This window comes from Lentzea aerocolonigenes (assembly GCF_000955955.1).
Taxonomy (GTDB): Bacteria; Actinomycetota; Actinomycetes; order Mycobacteriales; family Pseudonocardiaceae; genus Lentzea; species Lentzea aerocolonigenes_A.
Genome location: NZ_JYJG01000222.1, coordinates 20,538 through 41,002, shown reverse-complemented (window position 1 = coordinate 41,002; position 20,465 = coordinate 20,538). Strand labels below are relative to the sequence as shown.

The window sequence follows — 20,465 nt, the reverse complement described above, 5'->3', positions numbered from 1 at the left end:
ACTCGTGACGGGACCCCACCCGGAGCGCACGCGAAAAGCAAAGCAAAACCAAAAGCAAAGGGGCGCCTCCCGTGGGAAGCGCCCCTCGCTTGCTTGCCCGTCAGGCCAGTGACTGGCGGACTCGGTATGGCGGGATGCTGTTGCCCAGCAGGGCCAGGTCGTCGATCGACTCCGGCTGGTAGCCAGCGGTCTTCAGGCGCTCGACCATCAGTGCGGTCGGGTCTTCGACCACGTCCGCGCGGCCGAACAGGTAGGCCCACTCGTGCTCGTCCGAGCCGTAGTAGGCGACCGTGTCGAACACCTCGTTGAAGCGCTGCCAGGAGCGGATCAGGGTGGTGTTGCGCCACATGGTCTGGCAGCCCGACTGGTTGACCACGACGCCGCCTGGGCGGAGCAGGGCCTTGCACATGCGCAGGAAGTCGGCGCCGTACAAGCGGTTGTGCTGGGCTTCCTCCTCGCGCTCGTCGGGGAGGTCCACCAGCACGATGTCGTACTTCTCGGTGGTGGTGCGGATGTACTCGAAGCCGTCGATGAACTGCACGCGGACCGGGCCGGTGCCCTTCTCGGCTTCGGCCAGCTCCTCGACGGTGTAGCCGTAGGGGAGGTGCTCGGCGCACAGGCGGACTGCCTGCTCGTCGATGTCGATGTGGTCGACGACGGTCGCGCCGTGCTGGACGGCCATCTGGCAGACGACGCCTTCGGAGGAGCCGATGACCAGCACGCGTTCCACCTGGTCGGCCAGCAGCAATGCCGGGACCATGAGGGCCTCGTGGTAGGTCAGCTGGCTGAACTCCGTGGATTGGCGGTCGTTGTCGCAGAACAGGGAGATGCCCTGGGCCGTGCGGGCGATCACCAGGTGCTGGAAGTCGGTTTTGGTGTCGACCAGCACCTCGTCCACTTGCCAGTGGCGGGTCATGCCGTCGGCGAGCGGTTCGTTGATCGTGTTCACGCGGCGTGCTCCTTGAGGCCTCGAGTGACGAGGTCCGTGCTCACGTGAGCGGCGCCCAGGGCGTCAGCGAGGAGCTGGACGGCCAGTGCGGGTTTGGCGCGCGTACCGCAGGTGAACACGTCGACGAACACCGACCCCACTTCGGGATAGGTGTGGATCGACGCATGGGACTCCGACAGCAGGGCCAGCACGGTGACTCCTTGGGGATCGAACTTCTTGGAGATCACCTCCAGCACCGTTGCGTCGGCCTGCGTGAGAACCTCACCAAGGGCGTGCCGGAGGAACTGCTCGTCGTCGAGCAGATCCGCGCTCACACCCGAGAGCTCTGCAAGTACGTGCTGTCCCGCGAACAAACCGACGGTTTCCTCGGTCTGACAGGGCGCTTCGGACATCAATCACTCCAAACTATGTGAATTGCAGACGGGCTTAGATGCAGTACGTGGCCAACGGCGGGAAACCGTTGAAGCACACGGACGAATATGAGGAGGTGTAGGCGCCCGCGCAGAGGATGTCCACGTGGTCGCCGGCCGCGAGGTCCAGCGGCAGGTCGTAGCGGGTGTGCTGGTAGATCACGTCGTCCGCGTCGCAGGTCGGGCCGGCCAGCACGATCGGGCCGGTTTCGCCGCCGTCGCGCGAGGTGCGCAGTGCGTAGGCGATCGCCTCGCCCTCGGTCTCGGCGAGGCCCTGGTAGCGGCCGATGTCGATGTACACCCAGCGGCGTTCGTCCGAATAGGACTTGCGGGAGACGAGGACGACGGACGAGCGGATCATCCCGGCCTGGGCGGAGATCGCGCGGCCGGGTTCGATCATCACTCGCGGGCGCGCATCGCCGAAGTGTCGCGCGAGTGAAGCCTCGATGGCGGCGGCGAAAGCCTCCAGCGTCGGCGTGTCTTCTTGATACACCGCGGGAAGGCCGCCGCCCAAGTTCACGGTGGTGGTCTCGATGCCTTCCGCACGCAACTTTGACGCGATCAAAGCGGCGTCGGCGATTCCGGAGTCCCAGCCGGAGACCGAGAGCTGTTGCGAGCCGGCGTGGAACGCGACGCCAAGAGGAACCAGGCCCAACTCGTGCGCCAGCCGCAAAAGGTCCGTCGCCATCTCGGGATCGCAACCGAACTTGTTGCCGAACGGGTACGTGGAACCCTTGCTGTGTACAAGGATTCGCACGAGCACGGATGAACCGGGCGCGTGCTCGGCCACGAAGCGCACGTCCTGTTCGCTGTCCGACACGAACAATCGCACCCCGCGCGAGAAGGCGTACGCGATGTCAGCGGCCTTCTTGATGGGGTTGCTGTACGAGATCGACGCGGGCGAAGCGCCCTGCGCCAAGCACAAGTCGATCTCCGCGGGCGACGCCACGTCGAACTGCGAGCCCTCGGGAACGAGGGTGCCGACCACGGCCGGCTCCGGGTTGGACTTGACGGCGTAGAAGATGTCGACGGACGGCAGCGCCGCGTGAATTGCCTGGTAGCGCGCGCGTATCGTCTCGAGGTCGATCACCAAGCACGGTGTCGACGGGTTCTCCTGGTCCAGGAAACGCCGAATACGAGCCTCTGCCTCGTTGCGCCGATCGACGGCGAAGCTCTCGGTCATTTCCCCAGGGTTCCCCCTTCATCCGCCTCGCGGTCCGTACGCGGGCACGGCCGTCCACTCTACGGCCTCGACACCGCAATCGCGCAATCCAGTCCGCGCGAGTGTGATTTAGCCAGCAGAACGAAGCTCGATCATCGTGATGTCGGGAGGAGCGCCCACGCGTACCGGAGGACCCCAGAAACCCGCGCCACGACTGACGTAGAGCCACGTGTCGTCCACCTTCGACAGCCCCGCGACACTGGGTTGCTGCACCGGCACGACGAAGTTGAACGGCACCATCTGTCCACCGTGTGTATGACCGGACAACTGGAGGTCGACGCCGTGTGAAGACGCGTCGGCGACCTGCACCGGCTGGTGCGCCAGCAGGACGAGCGGGTTGTTCTTGTCGCGGCCCGCGAGAGCGCGTTCGAAGTCCGGTGCGTCTCCGTAGGATTTCCCGGTCACGTCGTTCACACCGGCGAGCTCGAGTCCACCGGCAACGGTCAAACCCTCGTTGCGCAACGGGTTCACGCCGAGCTTCTCGACCTCGGAGATCCACTGCTCGTGGCCGGAGAAGTACTCGTGGTTGCCCGTCACGAAGAAGCTGCCGTGCCTGGACACCAGATCCCGCAACGGCGCCGCGGCCTCGCGCAGTTCGGCGACCGTGCCGTCGACCAGGTCGCCGACGATCGCGACGAGGTCGGCCTCCTGTTCGTTGATCATCCGCACGATCCGCTCGGTGTGCGAACGGCCGAGCAGCGGTCCGAGGTGAATGTCGCTCACGACCGCGATCCGGAAGCCCGACATGGACTTCTGGAGCTTGTTCAGCGTCACGGGGACCTGCAGCAGCTGCGGTGCGCCCAGCGCCTGCGTCATGCCGTAGCCGACGACGCTGCCCGCCGCGATGCCGGAACCGATGGCCACCGACCGCGAGATGAACAGCCTGCGACCGGCATCCGGCACGACCTCGACCGGCTCGGCAGGTTCCGGACCGGCACCGACCGCGACTGGCGTGAGAGTTGCCCGCTTCAGCAGGATCCGGCGCGGAATCTCCGCGACGCCGAGCGCGATGGCCAGGTAGAAGAGCACCGCGAGCCACACGAATCCCGGCCAGGCGAAGAACTTCCCGAACTCCGGCGGCACCCGGCGCGTCACGACCAGTGTGCTCATCAGCAGCACGAACGCCCCGATGATGGCCGAAGTGCCGATGCCGCGCCCGAGCGTGCGGGGACGCGTCGTGCCCACGACCAGCCGGCGCCACAGGTACAGGTGGCCCAGCGCGACCGGGACCCCGAGGAGCAACAGGAAAATCACGACATCAGTATGCGTTTCGCCGTTGTGGGCTTGATCGTCGGAGGCGTGCACTCACCTTCGGCACGCGCACCGTCACAGCCGGTGGCACCCTGGCCGGTGCCGAGTCGCCGAAAAAGTCCTCCAGGTTCATGCAACCCGGCGGCGCGCAGGTGGCGTGACTAACCCGGTACCGCAGACAGGGGGAGATCTGATGAGTGATCGGGACGCCGCGTTCCAGGAGTACTTCGCGGCCCGTTCCGACGCCATGCGCGGCACGGCATACCTGCTGTGCGGCGACTGGCATCGCGCGGAGGATCTCGTGCAGCAGGCGTTCACGAAGCTTTATCTGGCGTGGCGTCGTATTGAGCGGCACGAGGCGTTGGACGCCTACACCAGGCAGATCCTGGTGCGGACGTTCCTGTCCGAGCGACGGCGCGGGTGGTTCCGGTTCGAGTCGACGACCGAGGAACTCACGGACTCGGCGGCTCCACCAGGGCTCCATCCCGAGGACCGCATGGTGTTGCTGGAGGCGCTGGCGAAGGTGCCTCCGAAGCAACGTGCGTGCCTCGTCCTGCGGTACTGGGAGGACATGTCGATCGAACAGACGGCAGTCGTCCTCAAGTGTTCGGAAGGAACGGTCAAGAGTCAGGCCGCGCGGGGGCTGCAGACGCTGCGCGGCCTGCTCTCACAGCAGGAGAGGGTTCGATGAACGAACAGGACCTCAAAAGGGCTTTCGAGGATGTGGTGGTGGCGAGCAGCCCGCCGCCGTCGATGGATCCGGGCCGGGCACTCGACGTGGCGCGCAAGGCCAGGTCGAAGCGGCGGTCGTCGCTGGTGGGCGCGGTCGTGGCGGTGCTCGTGGTCGGTGTCGGTCTCGGGACGGCGTTCGCGCTGAACCCGAAAGGCACCACCGAGTACATGACGGGTGCCGGGGCGAGTAGCAGCAGTAGCAGTGGCTCGAGCACGGGTATGCCGGACACGCAGTGGGGTGAGCAGTGGCCGGTGGGGCAGTCCGACCGCACGGCCACCAACGGGCCGCAGGCCGACCGCGGCACGCAGCTGCTGCACCTGCTCATGGCGTCCGCACCGGCCGGCTACGACACGCCCGATCTGAAGTACAAGGACCCGAGCATGTACGGCGGCATGCTCCGCGCCCAGGCGCAGATCTCCACCGACAAGGGTGAGGTGCCCGAGATCTGGCAGTACACGGCGTACGTGCCGGTGCGCAAGGGCGACAAGGTCGGCAAGCTGACGGCACACGTGTCAATGCCGGATCCGCGGGATCCGACGGAACCGTGCGCGCTGTCCAAGAAGTTCCAGAGGGCGAAGGACGCCGGCTGCAAGCTCTACGAGGTCGGCGGAAAGCAGATCGGGGTCGCCTCTCCCGCGAGCCTCGATCAGGGCACCGCCACCTGGGCGACCTACCGGGCGGCGAACGGCTGGACGGTCACGATCATGCAGGAGAACGAGTACCCCCACGGCGGTTACCCGGCGCTGGACGGCCAGCTGTTCCTGGCGCCCCAGCTGGCGGCACTCGCGATGGATCCGAAGTTCCTCCTCGGGAGCTGAGTTAGTGCGTTGTCCGGAGGGCGGTCACGTTTGTGGCCGCCCTCTCTCGTTGCTCTTTTCGGGTGTTTTGGCAGGTAGAGTGCCGTCCTGCAATGCGCACCCTCCTCATCGACAACTACGACTCGTTCACGTTCAACCTCTTTCAGCACATCGCCGAGGTGAACGGAGCCGAGCCCGTGGTCGTCCACAACGACGACCCGCGCTTCCGGCTTGCCTCACTGCGGTCGTTCGACAACGTGGTGATCTCGCCAGGGCCAGGCCGGCCAGGCAATCCCGCCGACTTCGGCATCTGCCGCGCGGTGATCGACCACGCCGAGATTCCGTTGCTGGGCGTGTGTTTGGGGCATCAGGGCCTCTGCCTTTCCCGTGGCGCCGTGGTGGGCCCTGCACCCGTGCCGCGCCACGGGATCGTCTCGCCGGTCACACACACGGGCGTCGACGTGTTCGCTGGCCTGCCGTCGCCGTTGAGCGTCGTGCGTTACCACTCGTTGGCGGTCACCGATCTGCCTTCTTCGTTGGAGGCCATCGCGTGGAGCGACGACTCCGTGCTGATGGGTGTGCGCGCTCTCGACAGGCCCGCGTGGGGAGTGCAGTTCCACCCGGAGTCGATCTGCACCGACTTCGGACGTGAGATGCTCGCGAACTTCGCCGCGCTGACACCCACTCGAACCGCTGCCGTACCCGAACCAATGCAGGTTCGTCCACAGGCTCAGAAGCGCCCTGTGCACGTCCGGAGGCTGGACCTGGCCATCGACGCGGAGGCGGCGTTCGCGGCGCTCTACGGGGCGTCTGAGACGTCGTTCTGGCTGGACAGCGGGTCCGGCGGGCGGTTCTCGTTCATGGGGGACGCTTCGGGGCCTCTCGCGCGCGTTGCGCAGTATTCCGTGCCGGACCAGGTGCTCACTCTCGACGGCGCGCGTGTGCCATGTCCGTCCTTCTTCTCGTGGATGGACGACGACATCGCGGCATGCGGTGTCGAACAGCCCGATGTGCCGTTCGACTTCGCACTCGGGTGGGTCGGATACCTCGGCTACGAGCTGAAGGCGGAGTGCGGCGGCGACTACGCCCACCGCGCGGAACAGCCTGACGCGTCGTTCGTGTTCGCGGACCGTGCCGTGGTCATCGATCACGTTGATGAGTGCGTCTATTTGATGTCGCTGACGGATGACACGTGGTGCGGCGACGTTTCGGCTGTTCTGGCGGATCTGCGGCCGTTGGAGGAGCCTTCCCGGCCGGCCGTGTCAGCAGTGACGTTGCGGCATCCGCGCGCGCACTACCTGAAGCTGATCAGCGCGTGCCAGGAAGCGATCACGGCGGGGGAGACGTACGAGGCGTGCCTGACGAACATGATGTCGTGGCGGGCGTCGCTGGACACTTGGGACACTTATCGGCTGCTTCGCGCCGCTAATCCCGTTCCGTTCGGTGCGTTGCTGCGTTTCGGTGAACTGTCCGTGCTCAGCACGTCACCCGAACGATTTATCAAGGTCGACCGGCATGGTGTCGTCGAGTCATCGCCGATCAAGGGGACACGGCCGCGAGGTGTTGATGCGGCGGACGACGAGATGTTGCGCACAACGTTGGCCCGTTCGGTCAAGGACCGTGCGGAGAACCTGATGATCGTGGACCTGGTCCGCAACGATCTCGGCACGTGCGCGGAAGTCGGTTCGGTCGAGGTGACGCGGTTGTTCGACGTCGAGACCTACGCGACCGTACACCAATTGGTGAGCACCGTGCGGGCGAGACTTCGACCGGACAGTTCTGCCGTCCGATGTGTTCGAGCCGCGTTTCCAGGTGGTTCGATGACCGGTGCCCCGAAGATCCGGACCATGCAGATCCTTGATGGGTTGGAAGCCGGTCCACGCGGGGTGTACTCGGGAGCCCTCGGTTACTTCTCGCTCAACGGCGCCGCCGACTTCAGCATCGTCATCCGAACGCTCGTGACGAACGGCGACCAGGTCAGTTTCGGCGTCGGCGGGGCTGTCATCTCGCTGTCGGACCCGGACGAGGAATTCGAGGAGACAGCGGTCAAGGCCACTGCCGTGTCACGCCTGTTCGGAGCGCACTTTCCTGGTCGTTGATCCCACGTTCCGGGGATAGTGTGAACGAACCGGGATGGGTACTTCACTGATGGTTAACACGTCGGCCGGAGACCCGGCCGACGTGTGGAAACCTCGCGGGTTCGCGCAGGTCAGGAGGCGTGGGCTTCCTGGAACTGCACAACCAGGTTCTGCGGAATGCGGCCACGGTCCGAGATCTGGTGCCCCTGTGCCCGGGCCCAGTCACGAATGCGCTGCGCCTCAGCCTTGTCGGTGGCCTTCACCGTGGACTTGCCGGTGCCCTTGCGCTGCTTGCGGCCACCCGCACGACGAGCCTTGCCGACGAAGTCCGCCAGCGACTCGCGAAGCCGCTCCGCATTTCCCTTCGACAGGTCGATGGCGTACTCGACACCGTCAAGTGCGAAGGTCACGGTCTCGTCGGCTTCTCCGCCGTCGAGGTCGTCGATGAGTTGGACGACGGTCTGCTGTGCCACTGTTCCTCCGTTGGGTACTCACATAGCACGCGGATCCTCGACGTAACCACGTGCTTCGACAACACCATAGTCCAGATGAGGAAAAACGGCGAACCTTTCGCCGCTAAAATGTGACCCAACCGCCCAGTCGGGTCATTTACCCCGGGAAACCGCAGGGGTGTTATGGGTCCAAAATGTGCAGCTAGTCGTCTCACTTCGACCCGTTGCTGGGCTTGCTGGCCCCTTCACCATTCCCGCTGACGGAGCAGCGTTGCACATAACGCACCCCCTTCCGGTGCAGGTATCCTCGACATACCCGCCAGGGGTAGGGAAGGTCAGGGGCCGATGCACGGGTACACCGCGGACAAGGACGCATACCTCAAGCGACTGCGCCGCATCGAGGGACAGATCCGCGGCCTCCAGCGCATGGTCGAGAACGACGAATACTGCATCGACGTGCTGACTCAGATCTCCGCCGCCACGAAGGCACTGCAGGCAGTCTCGCTGGGGTTGCTCGACGAGCACCTGAAGCATTGTGTGGCGCAGGCGGCCGCGGAAGGCGGCCCGGTCGCCGAGGCGAAGCTGGCAGAGGCGTCAGCGGCCATCGGACGGCTCGTTAAGTCGTAGAGGCCCCGAGCGAAAGTTGCTGGCGTGATCCGCTAGAGTTCACTCAGCTACGCCCCCGTAGCCCAATCGGCAGAGGCAGCGGACTCAAAATCCGTCCAGTGTGCGTTCGAGTCGCACCGGGGGCACGACCTTCGGGCGAGGTGCGATCTGCGGAAGCTGCAGATCGCACCTCGCCCGTTGTATTTCTGGGCGCCGCGTCCCGGCCCCGCTTCAAGAGTCAGAGCTCCAGGAACTGATCGAACGCTTGATCAGTGCTGGGCGGTTCACCGGCCACGTCGGCTGGGATGACGTCGAGACTTTGGCGACGGACCGAGAGCAGTGGGAGTGACGGCTGCTCCTGCTCGACGACATTGTGTTGCATCGAGCCGCCGAGGTCGCGCTCGTGGTATGTGACCGAAATCAGGCGGGCGAGGGCCACAGCGCGGGAGACTTCTCGGCTACGCGCCGCTGCCGGCTATTCCCCTGCTTCCTTGGCCACATGGCTCGTCCGCAGCCCTGAGTTCGCGCGGCTTCCGGTTGCGCGACTGTGGACCTGTGCGAAGGCTTATCAGGTCAACCCGTCGTCAGGAACGGCTGAAGCCGATACTGGCCTGGGCCAGAGCGGGCACTTTCGGCCTGCCCTGTGACCGGTAATCCACTTTGGACACCGCACAGCGCGACCCTCGTTGCGCACAGCGTCATCGCGATCCTGAGGCGCAGGATTCTCCAGCTTCGAGCTGCCGGACGGCGCGCGGGTCTCACCTGCCGCCTGTGCTTTCGCGGGCGTACGTTGCCAGGCTGAAGTGCCCCATGGCCACGTGGATGCGAGTCGCCTGCTCGGTGCCGAACCCGCCGATCCGCACGGCATCGCCGTTCCGAGGTTGGACGATCAGCACGCGGCGACGCGTCAGTCGAACGTCCTGAATCTCAGCCCAGCCGAGCTTCGCGCCGCGCCACTCCAGGCCTTCGGGGGAGATCGCGATCATCGGTCCCCGCGCTGCGCGCCAGACAACGCTGGCGAGCACGAGGGCGACCACCGCCCAGGACGCGATCGCCGCACCGGTGGCGAGCGTGTCGTCCTGGAACGCCGACGAGCTGTACACGAAGGTGCCGACGCACCCGAGCAGAAAGATGAAGCACAGCCAGACCCGCCGGTGCCCACCAAAGACACGAACCGTGCGATCGGGTTCCGTTGGGTTGTCAGGACGTTGATAGCGCACAGGCTTGCGCCGAGACTTTCGCCGCTCGGGCAGCAGCCGCCAAGCGACCGCGATGTACAGGTAGAACCAGAGCACACCGAACGGCAGGAGCAGGATCACGCCCCAACCCGCGTACGGGCGTTCCGGATATAAGTCGCCGCGCCTGAACCCGGTACCCGCGACCTGCTTGCCGATGAGTTCCGGGTTGAGGAAGCCTCGCGTCGTCGCGGTCACCACGTTGCCGTTGATCTTGTTCGTGACCGTGGCGCGACACTCGTAGACGTAACCGAAGCCGCGCAGGGTGACTGGGCCATGCCGGTCGCACGACGTGGCGACGATGATGTGGCTGGCTTCGCTCAGGTCTTCTGTCTCGACCTTGTTCCAGAAGTAGTTGAAGATCGTCCGCCGAGCAAGTAGCCGAGGACAGGAATGACCAGGAAGGCGAAGATCCTGTGCAGGACGCGGACGGCTTTCATCCGCCGTTGGCCTCCTTGCCCTTCCCTTCCTGCTTCTCCTCTTCCTCGGCCCTCAGGTCCCGCCACGTACGCCAGCCGCCGCCGTCCTTGGCCTTGTCCTCCCAGTCGTGGAACTTGGTGGACTCCTTCGTCGCCTCGATGCCGAGCTTGGGCAGGAAGTCGGCGGGCGCGCTCTTCATACCTTCGACCGCGACCTTCTTAGCGTCGCCCAGCGCGTCCTTGGCCATGCCGGTGACGGAGAAGTCGGTGATGCTTCGGCGGATGTCCGCGTCGATGCCCTTCTCGACCAGGTCAATTCGATAGATCATCACGAGCTGTTTCGTGACCCGCCGGCGCAGGGAGGGGCAGCAGGAGCTGCGTGGCGACAGCGGTCAAGACGAGCAACATCGGCAGGGTCCGGAAAGGTTGATCCAGTGGCACGGGCACCAGCTCGGAATGCCTTCATCTGGGTCTTCGCGGCGTTTACGGCGTCTGGACGGCGTCGTAGAACGACTTCGCGAGTTCACGCAGTGGCCCCCGGCACTCCTGCGACCTCGGCGCGGGCTTGTCCGCAGGTTTGTTCTCGAGAATCAGCACGGCGTTGACGTCGAGGATTATCAGCGCGCAGCTGCCCCTGTCTTTCGGCGTCAGCCACTTCGCCTCCTCGCCCACCTCCACGTCCTCAGCCGCACCGTCATCGGCCGGATCGGCGCCAGGTTTGGACGTCACGTCGTACACTTCACGGGCCTTCAGCGCTCCTCTACCTGGACCGGCAGGCCCCGAGATGTCGCTCTTCTCGTCTCGCCACGCCGACACCTGCAGGTTCACCCGCGGCCAGTCCGGGATGCGCTGGAACTCACATCCGGTGAGCATGTCGGACACCGAGGGGTCCTCGTTGCCGGATCGGAACGGCGGCAGACCTGTCACCCTCTGCGTCACCTGCCGGCAGGTCGGCAGCGCCGTGTACTTGGCGCGAACGGGCGCAGGCGATGTCGCCGAGGTCGGCGACGTGCCGGACATGCCCTGCGGCCTGCCGTCTACCGCGTCGCCACCGGCGCATGCCGCCGCACTCAACGCGAGCACTGCCACGCCCACGATCCCAGCGGCTCGATTCACTGCGCCCCCAGCCCCTTCCACAGGTCCTCTTCCGGATCGGCTCCCTCTGTGCGAGGGCGACGTCTCGACGGACTCGCCGGTGTCCTGCCAAGATCCGAGGTGAGCCCGGCATTGCTGAACACCTCCCACAAATCTTGTTGCAGCTGCCCGACGTTCGCCTGAGAGATCGCCGCGGCGTTCGCCGTCAGTCCGACCAGCGCCCTGTTACGGATCTGCAGTGACACGAGGCCATAGGGACTGCGTAGTGCCGTCACCTGGAGTGACACCTTGTCCGCGTTCTCCCTGGCTTCGCGCAGCTGCCGACCGATGGCAGCCTGTTCTACCTTGACCTGAGCCAGCCACGTCTCCAGGTCAGGCATGCCGGACAAGCTCTGAAAACTGATCCAGCGCCGCGAACGAGCAGACGATCTCCCCGGACACCCTGCAACCCACCTCTCGCTGTCCGCACCGCTCCCCACAGTGCGTGACCGCGCCACATACTGCCAGTCGAACACCCATCAACAGAGCGTTACCACTTCGACTCAGTCGAAGATCTCACCCGGTTGGCGCAGCCTCACCCCGCGAGGCCAGAACCAGCACGAGCGCTCGTCACAGTTCAGCTATCGCCTCGGCGATGAGCTCGAGCGACTCTCCCTCGGGCAACGCCGTCTGGCACAGCTTGTCGAATTGCTGCGCACACTGCTTGATCAGGTCCAGGTCCTCGACGTACTCGCCCTTGAGGAACGTCTCGAAGTACGCCACGTCGTTGTGCTGGCGGTGGGGGGAAGCTGAGCAGCGTGAACGGCACGTCCATCGCCGGATACGCGCCGGTGCAGCAGTGGACGATCTTCAGGGAGACGGACTCCAACTCGCTCATCTCCATCAGGTGCAGCAACTGTGCCTTCATCACCCGCGGTCCGCCGACAACTGGTCGGAGCACGGACTCCAGGAACACGGCTTGGACGTAGAGCGGATCCTTGTCGCAGAGTCGGCTCGACCACGAATCACTGACCGCTGCCTGCAGCGCCGCAACTCCGGGGCTGCGGCCACGTTGGCGCAAAGCGAAAGCACGATGCCGAACCCGAACGCCAGCCAAGCCTTCCAGCGCCCGCCGCCGTGACCGGTCTTCCACAGCTCCACCGTCGCAGTCGTCTCGTCCGCACCGAACCGCAGCGCGAACTCGCGCCCGTGCCGGTACGAGGCGTAGGCCGCGCCGAGCGCGACCAGGGCCGTGCACGCGCACTGCACCCACAACGAACGATCGCGACGCCCTGTAGGTAGTTCGCTCCGCACACCGGACAGGCCAGACCGTCAGCCTGCAGATCTGTTAGGCCGTGAATAATCTCGTCGGGTTCATCGCGCATCACCGCCAGACCCCAGCCGGGGCGCTGCGCCCCGAACCCCTGCTTGGCGCTGCGCGCCGGATGGCCGCTTGCGTTGCTTTGCTCTGCTTATCCACTTTGGACATATCGCGGGTGTATTGGATTCCGGATACGTGGTGGCAACGTCGCGTCTCCTTGACTGGCTCCGACCTTGGCTCTATTGGGGAGGAGCGGGACATGGCCGGAGACTGGGATCGGCGTTCGGTGCTGCGCGCTGTGGCGGTGATGGCCGCAGCTACGCCGCTGCTCGGCGGGAAGGCTCGTGCTCAGGGCGATGACGCCGACGCGTTGTTCAAGGCAGGGAAGTTCGAGCAGGCCGGGCGGGTGTACGAGGAGATTTTCCGGCGCGACCCGCGGAACGTGCACGCCGCGAGTCAGCGCGGATATGTGGCGCTGCTGAGCAACAAGTTCGCGGACGCGGAGAAGTACCTCGGTGCGGCGGTCGCGCTGGCGCCGGCCGACCAGGCGATCAACCGCAAGATGGCCGACTGCTTCATCCGGCAGGACAAGCTCGGCCAGGCGGCTCCGCACCTGCGCGCGGCCGGTTCGGAAGCCGAGGCCGAGTGGTGCGAGGCGTTTCGTGGGCAGCCGTACGAGATCCGCGGTGACACCGCGCGGTTGCCGTGGCTGCAGATGGATCCCATTCCGCAGGTCGAGGGCTCGCTCAACGGGGGACCGCCCAAGCGGCTCTCCTTCTACACGCGCGTGGGGCCGTTGAACGTGTCCGCGCGGGTCGCTGAGCAGGCGGGGATCCAGGTCGTGGCCAAGGAGAAGGTCGAGTACCTGGACAAGTGGTTCTACTACGGGATCCTCGAGTCGTTCCGCCTGGGCGACCTCGAGCTGCGCAACATTCCCGTGCACTGGTCGGACGGTGAGCCGAGTACCGGCTCGGACGGCACCTTCGGCACGTCGATCTTCTACCACCTCCTGACGACCGTCGACTACGCCGGCCGCCGGCTCATCCTGCGCCGCCGCACCCCGGAGAACTCCCGGCAGGCACGCATCGCCGCCGAACGCGCGGGTGCGGAGCCTTTGCCGCTGTGGCTCGTCCGCGACCACCTGATCTTGAGCAGGGGGAGCTTCGCCGACTCCGGGCCGCGCGTGGTGGGACTGCACGTCGGAGGAATCGGCAGCAATGTCGCGGGCGTGTTCCGGGGCACTGCCGAGGAATTGCGCATCCGCATCGACCACGAGCGGCCGGAGGAGTCGGCGGCGGGTGGTCTGCCGATCACCGTGTACCCGTGCTATCCGAAGGAAGTACGGCTCGGCAACGCCTTCGCCAAGGGCGCGTACAGCGTCACGAGTGAGCGGAACCTGCACGACGGGCACGGGTTCGACGTGCTGGGGGACTTCGCCCACAGCTTCTACAAGCCCTACAACGTCACGCTCGACTTCACCGCCATGAAGGTCTACCTCGCTCGAGGTGCGGCTCGTTGAGAAAGAACATGCCTGGTGAAGTTTTGCGTGCAAGGCTTCGCGCTGACTGACATTTCGCGTGTTGTCGGGGAGCAGCACGGGTGAGGCGTTCGTCGGCAACGTCGACGAGCTGAAGGTGTGGCAGGGCATCGTCTCCTGAGGTGAGCTGGAAAACCGAGCGGGTGGCGACGTGTTCGCCACCCGCTCTTCCGTCTCCTGAGGACATTCAACATCGCTGTGACCACAACGAACTTTGGTCTGTACCACTCAGGACTCCCTTTCGGGCAGTTGATCAACTCCGAACGGCGGAGTGCGTGACGCCTGCTGACCGATACGGTCGTCAAAGATTCAACGACCGCGTCGGGAGCCCCTGGTGGTGCGGAAGTTCTTGTCATTTCTCATGGTTCTCCTCACGTGCGCGTGTGCGGCGAGTCCGGAGCCACCTCCGGTCACGCGTGTGCCGTCGCGGCAGCCGACGCTGATCACGGAGGCGCGGCAGAACGTGCCGCGGTTCGTGCGCGAGGTGGTGGACGGGCGCACTGTCGAGCTGGACGACGGGCAGCGCGTCCGGATCTCATTGCTCGCGGAGCCCGCTGTGTGCTGGGCGGCCGCGGCGATCGCGTTCGCCACCAAGACGTTGCTGGTGCGGCCTGTCCGGGTCACGACGGTGGAACCCGGCGAGGTGAACCTGGAGCTCGAGGACGGCACCGACTACGCGCTTCTCGCTGTCCGGGAAGGGGTGTTGCGGGCGCAGGGTGCCGCCGGCGCGATCGCAGAGGCGGAACAGCGGGCGGCGCATGAGAATCGCGGCCTGTGGGGATTGCCCTGCAACGGAATGGATGCCGCGCCGACGACGGCCGCGGTGCCCTCGACCTCGACGCCTCCCAAGCGTGTTCAGCCGCAACCGGCCACGACAACGCCGCCGCCTCCTCCTCCGGTTGTGACGACGCCGCCGCCACCGCCTCCCGCGCCGCCGTGCAAGGTGTCCTACTGGATCGAAGGGCAGTGGCCGGGCGGGTTCAAGGGTGGCGTGACGATCAAGAACACCGGCCGCGCGGCGATCAACGGGTGGACGCTCGGATGGTCGTTCGGCGACGGGCAGACCGTCCAGCAGATGTGGAACGCGTCGTCGTCGCAGCGGGGTGCGGCCGTCAGCGCGACCGGCGCGTTCTACGTGGCGACGATCGCGCCCGGCGGTGAGGTGTCGCTCGGGTTCCTCGGGTCGATGCGGGACAGGAACACGGCTCCGCGGTCGTTCACGCTCAACGGGACGGCCTGCGCGACGAGCTGAGGTGTTGGTCTCGGCGATCGAACGTGGCAAGATAAATTATTAATTAACCACGTATTCGATCATGTCAGGGACTAATCGTGCAGGTCACCAGGGCTGTGGCGCTGTACGCCGAGGTCGACAACGGCCTCGGCGGGCGCTGGACATCGCTGCGCACTGCCCGCCGGGAGTGGCTCTGGCACCGGCCTGATCCGGCCCGGGAGACCGTCACGCCCGGTGCTCCGTTCGTGGACGCGGGTGGGCTCGAGGAGTGCGTACCGACCGTTCGCGGGCTTCCTGATCACGGGGACGCGTGGAGCCGGCCGTGGGACGAGAGCGGCGTCCAGTGCCCGGACTTCCGGCTCCGCCGCCGCATCGGCGCCGAGGACGGCGTGATCATCGCCGACTACGAGCTCGTGGCTGAGCCCGGCTACCGGTTCGTGTGGGCCGCACACGCGTTGCTCGACGTCAGTCCTGAAGCTCGGCTCGTCGCGCCGGAAAACCCTGTCCTGATCACCGACCCGACGCCGGTTCTGAAGCAGTGGCCGGCCGGACTGGACACCCTCGGCCCGGACGACGGCACGGCGGTCGGAGCGGTGCTGGAGAGCGACCGGATCCGTGTGGTGGATGGAGATCATCAACTCGACATGCGCGTCGAGTGTGCGGATCAGCCCGTGTCGATCGCGTTGTGGCGAAATCTCAAGGGCTGGCCGGACATGAATCCTTACCGCAGCGTCGGCGTGGAACCGATGCTCGGCCGCACCTTCGACCGCGAGGACGGGACGAGGCCCGTGGCGGTCGTGCCGGAGTCGGGAGCGGTCAGGTGGCGCCTGACCCTCACCGCGTACGAGGAAGGAACCGCATGACCGACGTGCTGACCCTCGGCGAGACCATGGGTGCGTTCCGCGCCGGCGGGCCGTTCCGTCTCGGTGGGACCGCGGAACTGACGATCGCGGGCGCGGAGTCCAACGTGGCCATCGGCGTCGCCCGGCTCGGTCACGCCGTGCGGTGGGTCGGCGTGACGGGCGAGGACGAGATCGGCGAGCTCGTCCGGCGCACGCTGTTCGCCGAGCAGGTCGAAGTCGGCGGCCGCACCGCGCAGGCCGGGACCGGCTTGATCCTCTTCGAACCGCGCACCGCCGACATCACGCGGGTTCTCTACTACCGCAGCGAATCCGCCGGGTCGCAACTATCCACAGAGGACGTCAAGAGAGCGTTCGACGTCAGCGTGCCCAAGATCGTGCACGTCACCGGCATCACCTGCGCGTTGAGCGAGTCCGCACGGGCAGCGGTCACCGAGGCGGTCAACCTCGGCCGGGAAGCGGGCAGCAGGGTGAGCCTCGACGTGAACTTCCGGTCGAAGCTGTGGTCGGCGGACGAGGCAGCCAGGGCGATCCGTCCACTTCTGACACGCGTCGACCTGCTGATCGCCTCCGACGACGAGCTGGCGATCGCAGGTGATGACCACGGCATCCCCGAAGTCGTCGTCAAGCACGGCGCGGACGGCGCCACCGCACTTACCTCAGAAGGTGAGTGGACAGCACCGGCCCACCGGGTCACGGCCGTCGACACCACGGGCGCGGGGGACGCGTTCGTGGCCGGATACCTCTCCGGCCTCCTCGACGGCCTGAGCCCGGCCGGCCGCCTGCACCGCGGCACCGCCGTCGCCGCGTTCGCCGTCGCCACGCCCGGCGACTGGCAGGGCCTGCCCACCCGCACCGACCTCGCCCTGCTGGACCTGCAATCAGGGAGCACCGTCCGATGACGTTGACGCAGTGGAACTTCGAGCAACTGGAACTCGGCGAAGGTGCCCGCTGGATCAACGGGAAACTCGTCGTCGTCGATCTCCTGGCCGGCCGCGTGCTGGAGACCCGCGGCGACGTTCCCGCGCCGTTCCAGGAGATCGCGAAGCTCGACGTCCCGGTCGGCGCCGTCGCTCCCACCGAGAACGGGCTCATGGCGGCCAAGGGAACCGGTGCCGGTCTCCTCGACGGGCCCACCCTGGAGTCCTTCGCGAGTGAGGGCATGCGCGTCAACGACGCCGTCGCCGACCCGTCCGGCAGGTTCTGGGTCACCACGATGGCCTACGACACCGAACCCGGCACCGGCTCGCTGCACCGCCTCGGCACGCCGTCTCCTGTCCTCAAAGGACTGACGATTCCGAACGGCCCGGCGTTCTCCCACGACGGCACGCTGATGTACCTGGCCGACAGCGCACGCGGCATCGTGCACCGGTTCGACGTCGACACCGAGGGCGGGCTGAGCGGCCGCCGCGTCTTCCTGCACACCCCGCACCACACCCCGGACGGCATGACCACCGACGTCGCGGGCAACGTGTGGATCGCGTTCTGGGGCGCGAGTGTCGTGCGCCGCTACCGCCCGGACGGCAGACTCGACCACGAGATCCGGCTCCCCGCGAAGCAACCCACGAGCGTCTGTCTCGGCGGCAAGGACCTGGGCCGGCTCTTCATCACCACCGCCAAGCACGGCCTGCGCCGCCCGACCCTGCACGACGGCGCGCTGTTCGCCGTCGACGTCGACATCCCAGGCCGCCCGGCGAACGCGTACGTGCCTGCTGTGGGCTGATCTGCCCACAGCAGAGAAAGCGGCACTCGGCAACGACAACCCGGCATCGTCAGTGCCATGACGAACAACGAGAGGCTCTTCAGCTCTGGGCTGCGGGAACGGTTCTTCGCTCAGCGGGTGCTGATTCTCGACGGCGCGCTCGACGACGACAACGGCACGGTGCTGGCGACCCAGATGTTGTCGCTGGCGAGCGAGGATCCACGGCAGGACATCGCGCTGTGGATCCACTCGCCGGGTGGTTCGGTGCCCGCGATGCTGGCGATCCGCGACGTCATGCGGCTGGTGCCGTGCGACGTCGCGACGCTGGCGCTGGGGCTCGCGTGCAGTGCGGGGCAGTTCCTGCTCTCCGCCGGTACCAAGGGAAAGCGGTTCGCCCTGCCGCACGCGCGGATCCTGATGCACCAGGGCAGCGCGGGCATCGGCGGTTCGGCCGTCGAGGTCGAGGTGCAGGCGGACGACCTGCGCCACACCAGGGACACCGTGCTCGGCCTGATCGCGGAGGACACCGGGCAGCCGTTCGACCGGATCTTCACCGACTCGCTGCACGACAGGTGGTTCACCACCGCGCAGGCAAGCGAGTACGGGTTCATCGACCACGTCGTCAGCGATCTCGGACAGGTCGTCCCCGTCCGCACGCACCAGCTGGGACTGCACGCGGGAGCTGTCGCATGAGCACCTACACCATTCCCAACGTCATCACGCGGGACTCGCGCGGCGAGCGCGTCATGGACGTCTACTCGCACCTCCTCTCCGAACGGATCGTCTACCTCGGCACCGGGATCGACTCCGGCGTCGCCAACGCGTTGATCGCCCAGTTGCTGCACCTGGAGGCGGACAACCCGGACCTGGAGATCAACCTCTACATCAACTGCGAGGGCGGCGACCCGTCCGCGATGCTCGCGCTCTACGACACCATGCGCTACATCAACGCGCCGGTGGCGACCACGTGTGTCGGGCAGGCGGTCGCGGCGGGAGCGGTGCTGCTCGCCGCAGGTGCGGAAGGCCGCCGGGTCGTCCTCCCGCATTCCAGGGTCGTGCTGCACCAGCCCGCGGCGCAGGGACGTGGTGCGATCCCGGACCTGATCCTCGCGGCGGACGAGGTGGTCCGGGTGCGCACGCAGCTGGAGGACATCCTGTCCCGGCACACCGGCCGGACCGTGGCCGAACTGCGCCACGACACCGACCGGGACCGCGTGTTCGACGCGCCGAGCGCGATCGAGTACGGGCTCGCGGACAGGGTGATCGAGCAGCGTTAGGCAGCCACCAGCGAAACCATGGCCACCGGACCGGAAGGACGTCCGATCGGCCGGGAAGTCTGGAACTGCTGAGTGCGCACCACGTACTGGGACCGGACCTGGCCGGCGACACCGATCAGCAGGTCGGCCAGGTCAATGCCCAGGGCGCCGGTGACGGCGGCGATCATCTCGCTCGACGGCTCCTTGCGGCCGCGCTCGATCTCGGACAGGTACTGCACCGAGATGCCCGCGCGTTCCGCCACATCCACCAACCGGTCGCCCCGCGCCTCCCTGGTCTCACGCAGCTTGCGGCCCAAGGCCTCACGCCACAACGGCTCGGGTGCGCGCTTGAAGTCCAGGATCTCCGCCATTTCCTCATGGTGACAGCACTCCGACCACGGCAAAGGGGCGTTCTGCTGTCAGCAGAAAGACCGCTCTAAAACCACCCAAAGGTGGCTGAAAGACCTCTGAGCAGGCTCTTCCCGGCACAACAAGACACCACCAAGGGGAGAAACCAGCATGAGAATGCTCATCGGTCTGGGCGCCGCCACCCTCGCCGCGATCGCGCTGCCCGCCGTCGCGCACGCCACGCCGCACACCACGGTGTACGTGAACAACCACCAGCTGGTCGTCGAGGGCGAGCCCGGCAAGACCAACAACATCGTGGTCGCGTTGGACACCGCGAACCACAACCTCACCGTCACCGACTCCGGTGACCTGCTGGCCGTCGGCGCCGGGTGCACGCTGACCAACGACATCGTGCGCTGCGCCTACGAGTCCGGTGCCACGAAGCTGATCACGTCGGTCCGGGTCAACGCGGGCGACATGAACGACCGCATCGCGATCAACTACGACAACACGAACGCCGACGCGATGCCGGCCTACGTGTACGGCGAAGCGGGCAACGACGTCATCGAGACCCGCGCCAAGGGCACGATCAGCGGCGGCGACGGTGTCGACACGCTGCGTCCGAAGCGTGGCGGCGTGAGTGTCTACGGCGGTGCGGGCGTGGACCGCGTCGACTACAACAGCGGCAGTGCGCTGCACCCGAACTCGGGTGTCTCGGTGACCATCGGCTCCGGCACCGACGACGGCTACGACACGTTGGCGCTCAAGGACTACGTGGCGAGCGACGTGGAGAACCTGACCGGCACCAACTTCGTCGACCACCTGGTCGGCAGCTCGGTCGCCAACAACATCCTCGCGCTGAACGGCAACGACCTCATCTGGGGCCTCGCCGGCAACGACACGCTCAACGGTGGCCTCGGCGTGGACACCTGCCTCGACGCCGAGGACGGCGACGTCCTCGTCAGCTGCCCCTGACCTTAAGAC

At 66.5% G+C, this 20,465-nt stretch carries 24 protein-coding genes, 1 tRNA gene and 3 pseudogenes; 13 read left to right on the top strand and 15 right to left on the bottom strand.

What is annotated here, in order from left to right; all coding sequences use genetic code 11:
* Nucleotides 1–100 precede the first annotated feature (100 nt).
* The 4 genes from UK23_RS27100 to UK23_RS27085 all read right to left on the bottom strand — a co-directional run bounded on the left by UK23_RS27100 (nucleotide 101) and on the right by UK23_RS27085 (nucleotide 3,835).
* Nucleotides 101–916: a spermidine synthase gene (locus UK23_RS27100; RefSeq protein ID WP_045314475.1), complete on the bottom strand. Its 816-nt coding sequence runs from the start codon at nucleotides 914–916 to the stop codon at nucleotides 101–103.
* 29 nt (nucleotides 917–945) lie between these two features.
* Nucleotides 946–1,341, bottom strand: coding sequence for an adenosylmethionine decarboxylase (gene speD / locus UK23_RS27095; RefSeq protein WP_045314466.1), 396 nt, complete (start codon nucleotides 1,339–1,341; stop codon nucleotides 946–948).
* 34 nt (nucleotides 1,342–1,375) lie between these two features.
* The gene (locus tag UK23_RS27090) at nucleotides 1,376–2,542 is read right to left on the bottom strand and encodes a type III PLP-dependent enzyme (RefSeq protein ID WP_045314465.1); all 1,167 of its coding nucleotides are present in this window, start codon (nucleotides 2,540–2,542) and stop codon (nucleotides 1,376–1,378) included.
* Between the two features lie 108 nt (nucleotides 2,543–2,650).
* The gene (locus UK23_RS27085) at nucleotides 2,651–3,835 is read right to left on the bottom strand and encodes a metallophosphoesterase (protein WP_330770306.1); all 1,185 of its coding nucleotides are present in this window, start codon (nucleotides 3,833–3,835) and stop codon (nucleotides 2,651–2,653) included.
* Between the two features lie 190 nt (nucleotides 3,836–4,025).
* Here UK23_RS27085 and UK23_RS27080 point away from each other — a divergent pair, with 190 nt between their 5' ends.
* The 3 genes from UK23_RS27080 (at nucleotide 4,026) to pabB (ending at nucleotide 7,461) form a co-directional block, all read left to right on the top strand.
* Complete coding sequence (locus UK23_RS27080; RefSeq protein ID WP_045314464.1) at nucleotides 4,026–4,523, top strand: SigE family RNA polymerase sigma factor; 498 nt, start codon at nucleotides 4,026–4,028, stop codon at nucleotides 4,521–4,523.
* Nucleotides 4,520–5,383: a hypothetical protein gene (locus tag UK23_RS27075; RefSeq protein WP_045314463.1), complete on the top strand. Its 864-nt coding sequence runs from the start codon at nucleotides 4,520–4,522 to the stop codon at nucleotides 5,381–5,383. The genes UK23_RS27080 and UK23_RS27075 overlap by 4 nt, the downstream gene beginning before the upstream one ends.
* A gap of 92 nt (nucleotides 5,384–5,475) precedes the next feature.
* Nucleotides 5,476–7,461: an aminodeoxychorismate synthase component I gene (gene pabB / locus UK23_RS27070; protein WP_045314462.1), complete on the top strand. Its 1,986-nt coding sequence runs from the start codon at nucleotides 5,476–5,478 to the stop codon at nucleotides 7,459–7,461.
* Nucleotides 7,462–7,571: 110 nt separating this feature from the next.
* Here pabB and UK23_RS27065 read toward each other — a convergent pair whose 3' ends face one another.
* Nucleotides 7,572–7,913, bottom strand: a complete 342-nt coding sequence (locus tag UK23_RS27065; RefSeq protein ID WP_030476951.1) for a histone-like nucleoid-structuring protein Lsr2 — start codon at nucleotides 7,911–7,913, stop codon at nucleotides 7,572–7,574.
* A 324-nt stretch (nucleotides 7,914–8,237) separates the two neighbouring features.
* On the opposite strand from UK23_RS27065, the gene UK23_RS27060 reads away from it, so the two are divergent.
* Both UK23_RS27060 and UK23_RS27055 read left to right on the top strand, forming a co-directional pair.
* On the top strand, nucleotides 8,238–8,519 hold the full coding sequence (locus tag UK23_RS27060) for a metal-sensitive transcriptional regulator (protein ID WP_045314461.1): 282 nt from the start codon (nucleotides 8,238–8,240) through the stop codon (nucleotides 8,517–8,519).
* 51 nt (nucleotides 8,520–8,570) lie between these two features.
* Nucleotides 8,571–8,644, top strand: a tRNA-Leu gene (locus tag UK23_RS27055).
* Nucleotides 8,645–8,736: 92 nt separating this feature from the next.
* Here UK23_RS27055 and UK23_RS27050 read toward each other — a convergent pair.
* The 9 genes and pseudogenes from UK23_RS27050 to UK23_RS53980 form a co-directional block, all read right to left on the bottom strand.
* Nucleotides 8,737–8,937 (bottom strand): hypothetical protein, encoded by a 201-nt coding sequence (locus tag UK23_RS27050; protein ID WP_045314460.1) that lies wholly within the window; start codon nucleotides 8,935–8,937, stop codon nucleotides 8,737–8,739.
* A 319-nt stretch (nucleotides 8,938–9,256) separates the two neighbouring features.
* A complete protein-coding gene (locus tag UK23_RS27045) occupies nucleotides 9,257–9,817 on the bottom strand; it encodes a hypothetical protein (RefSeq protein WP_156213408.1) in 561 nt (186 codons plus the stop codon).
* A 69-nt stretch (nucleotides 9,818–9,886) separates the two neighbouring features.
* Nucleotides 9,887–10,036 (bottom strand): annotated as a pseudogene (locus tag UK23_RS55080) (DUF6346 domain-containing protein); the annotation flags it as partial.
* A 133-nt stretch (nucleotides 10,037–10,169) separates the two neighbouring features.
* The gene (locus tag UK23_RS27040) at nucleotides 10,170–10,481 is read right to left on the bottom strand and encodes a hypothetical protein (RefSeq protein ID WP_156213407.1); all 312 of its coding nucleotides are present in this window, start codon (nucleotides 10,479–10,481) and stop codon (nucleotides 10,170–10,172) included.
* A gap of 154 nt (nucleotides 10,482–10,635) precedes the next feature.
* Nucleotides 10,636–11,268: a hypothetical protein gene (locus UK23_RS27035; RefSeq protein ID WP_156213406.1), complete on the bottom strand. Its 633-nt coding sequence runs from the start codon at nucleotides 11,266–11,268 to the stop codon at nucleotides 10,636–10,638.
* Nucleotides 11,265–11,627, bottom strand: a complete 363-nt coding sequence (locus UK23_RS27030) for a hypothetical protein (RefSeq protein ID WP_045314456.1) — start codon at nucleotides 11,625–11,627, stop codon at nucleotides 11,265–11,267. The genes UK23_RS27035 and UK23_RS27030 overlap by 4 nt, the downstream gene beginning before the upstream one ends.
* Before the next feature lie 229 nt (nucleotides 11,628–11,856).
* Complete coding sequence (locus UK23_RS54655; protein WP_269112314.1) at nucleotides 11,857–12,069, bottom strand: Scr1 family TA system antitoxin-like transcriptional regulator; 213 nt, start codon at nucleotides 12,067–12,069, stop codon at nucleotides 11,857–11,859.
* A 19-nt stretch (nucleotides 12,070–12,088) separates the two neighbouring features.
* A pseudogene (locus tag UK23_RS55075) lies at nucleotides 12,089–12,379 on the bottom strand (Scr1 family TA system antitoxin-like transcriptional regulator); the annotation flags it as partial.
* A pseudogene (locus tag UK23_RS53980) lies at nucleotides 12,277–12,540 on the bottom strand (hypothetical protein); the annotation flags it as partial. The pseudogenes UK23_RS53980 and UK23_RS55075, both read right to left, overlap by 103 nt.
* A 266-nt stretch (nucleotides 12,541–12,806) precedes the next feature.
* On the opposite strand from UK23_RS53980, the gene UK23_RS27020 reads away from it, so the two are divergent.
* From UK23_RS27020 to UK23_RS26990, 7 genes are all read left to right on the top strand, one after another.
* Nucleotides 12,807–14,066, top strand: a complete 1,260-nt coding sequence (locus tag UK23_RS27020) for a tetratricopeptide repeat protein (protein WP_052685087.1) — start codon at nucleotides 12,807–12,809, stop codon at nucleotides 14,064–14,066.
* A gap of 436 nt (nucleotides 14,067–14,502) precedes the next feature.
* On the top strand, nucleotides 14,503–15,336 hold the full coding sequence (locus UK23_RS27015) for a cellulose-binding domain-containing protein (protein WP_045314455.1): 834 nt from the start codon (nucleotides 14,503–14,505) through the stop codon (nucleotides 15,334–15,336).
* A gap of 77 nt (nucleotides 15,337–15,413) precedes the next feature.
* Nucleotides 15,414–16,178: a hypothetical protein gene (locus UK23_RS27010; RefSeq protein ID WP_196777910.1), complete on the top strand. Its 765-nt coding sequence runs from the start codon at nucleotides 15,414–15,416 to the stop codon at nucleotides 16,176–16,178.
* The gene (locus tag UK23_RS27005; protein WP_045314454.1) at nucleotides 16,175–17,077 is read left to right on the top strand and encodes a sugar kinase; all 903 of its coding nucleotides are present in this window, start codon (nucleotides 16,175–16,177) and stop codon (nucleotides 17,075–17,077) included. Before UK23_RS27010 ends, UK23_RS27005 begins: the two co-directional genes overlap by 4 nt.
* Complete coding sequence (locus tag UK23_RS27000; RefSeq protein ID WP_045314453.1) at nucleotides 17,074–17,898, top strand: SMP-30/gluconolactonase/LRE family protein; 825 nt, start codon at nucleotides 17,074–17,076, stop codon at nucleotides 17,896–17,898. Before UK23_RS27005 ends, UK23_RS27000 begins: the two co-directional genes overlap by 4 nt.
* A 57-nt stretch (nucleotides 17,899–17,955) precedes the next feature.
* Nucleotides 17,956–18,570 (top strand): ClpP family protease, encoded by a 615-nt coding sequence (locus tag UK23_RS26995; RefSeq protein ID WP_045314452.1) that lies wholly within the window; start codon nucleotides 17,956–17,958, stop codon nucleotides 18,568–18,570.
* Entirely contained in the window at nucleotides 18,567–19,154 is a 588-nt protein-coding gene (locus tag UK23_RS26990) for a ClpP family protease (RefSeq protein WP_045314451.1), read from the top strand. Before UK23_RS26995 ends, UK23_RS26990 begins: the two co-directional genes overlap by 4 nt.
* On the opposite strand, the gene UK23_RS26985 is transcribed toward UK23_RS26990, so the two are convergent.
* Nucleotides 19,151–19,504 carry a helix-turn-helix domain-containing protein gene (locus UK23_RS26985; protein ID WP_045314450.1) on the bottom strand — a complete coding sequence of 118 codons (354 nt, stop codon included), beginning with the start codon at nucleotides 19,502–19,504 and terminating at the stop codon, nucleotides 19,151–19,153. The genes UK23_RS26990 and UK23_RS26985 overlap by 4 nt on opposite strands.
* Nucleotides 19,505–19,652: 148 nt before the next feature.
* Between UK23_RS26985 and UK23_RS26980 the strand changes: the two genes are divergently transcribed.
* On the top strand, nucleotides 19,653–20,456 hold the full coding sequence (locus UK23_RS26980; RefSeq protein ID WP_156213404.1) for a calcium-binding protein: 804 nt from the start codon (nucleotides 19,653–19,655) through the stop codon (nucleotides 20,454–20,456).
* Nucleotides 20,457–20,465: the final 9 nt, after the last annotated feature.

Excerpts from the sequence above, each read along its gene's own strand:
- UK23_RS27100 (WP_045314475.1), bottom strand. The coding sequence starts at position 916 with ATGACCCGCCACTGGCAAGTGGACGAGGTGCTGGTCGACACCAAAACC.
- speD (WP_045314466.1), bottom strand. The coding sequence starts at position 1,341 with ATGTCCGAAGCGCCCTGTCAGACCGAGGAAACCGTCGGTTTGTTCGCG.
- UK23_RS27090 (WP_045314465.1), bottom strand. The coding sequence starts at position 2,542 with ATGACCGAGAGCTTCGCCGTCGATCGGCGCAACGAGGCAGAGGCTCGT.
- UK23_RS27080 (WP_045314464.1), top strand. The coding sequence starts at position 4,026 with ATGAGTGATCGGGACGCCGCGTTCCAGGAGTACTTCGCGGCCCGTTCC.
- UK23_RS27075 (WP_045314463.1), top strand. The coding sequence starts at position 4,520 with ATGAACGAACAGGACCTCAAAAGGGCTTTCGAGGATGTGGTGGTGGCG.
- pabB (WP_045314462.1), top strand. The coding sequence starts at position 5,476 with ATGCGCACCCTCCTCATCGACAACTACGACTCGTTCACGTTCAACCTC.
- UK23_RS27060 (WP_045314461.1), top strand. The coding sequence starts at position 8,238 with ATGCACGGGTACACCGCGGACAAGGACGCATACCTCAAGCGACTGCGC.
- UK23_RS27040 (WP_156213407.1), bottom strand. The coding sequence starts at position 10,481 with ATGATCTATCGAATTGACCTGGTCGAGAAGGGCATCGACGCGGACATC.
- UK23_RS27030 (WP_045314456.1), bottom strand. The coding sequence starts at position 11,627 with ATGCCTGACCTGGAGACGTGGCTGGCTCAGGTCAAGGTAGAACAGGCT.
- UK23_RS27020 (WP_052685087.1), top strand. The coding sequence starts at position 12,807 with ATGGCCGGAGACTGGGATCGGCGTTCGGTGCTGCGCGCTGTGGCGGTG.
- UK23_RS27005 (WP_045314454.1), top strand. The coding sequence starts at position 16,175 with ATGACCGACGTGCTGACCCTCGGCGAGACCATGGGTGCGTTCCGCGCC.
- UK23_RS27000 (WP_045314453.1), top strand. The coding sequence starts at position 17,074 with ATGACGTTGACGCAGTGGAACTTCGAGCAACTGGAACTCGGCGAAGGT.
- UK23_RS26995 (WP_045314452.1), top strand. The coding sequence starts at position 17,956 with ATGACGAACAACGAGAGGCTCTTCAGCTCTGGGCTGCGGGAACGGTTC.
- UK23_RS26990 (WP_045314451.1), top strand. The coding sequence starts at position 18,567 with ATGAGCACCTACACCATTCCCAACGTCATCACGCGGGACTCGCGCGGC.
- UK23_RS26985 (WP_045314450.1), bottom strand. The coding sequence starts at position 19,504 with ATGGCGGAGATCCTGGACTTCAAGCGCGCACCCGAGCCGTTGTGGCGT.
- UK23_RS26980 (WP_156213404.1), top strand. The coding sequence starts at position 19,653 with ATGAGAATGCTCATCGGTCTGGGCGCCGCCACCCTCGCCGCGATCGCG.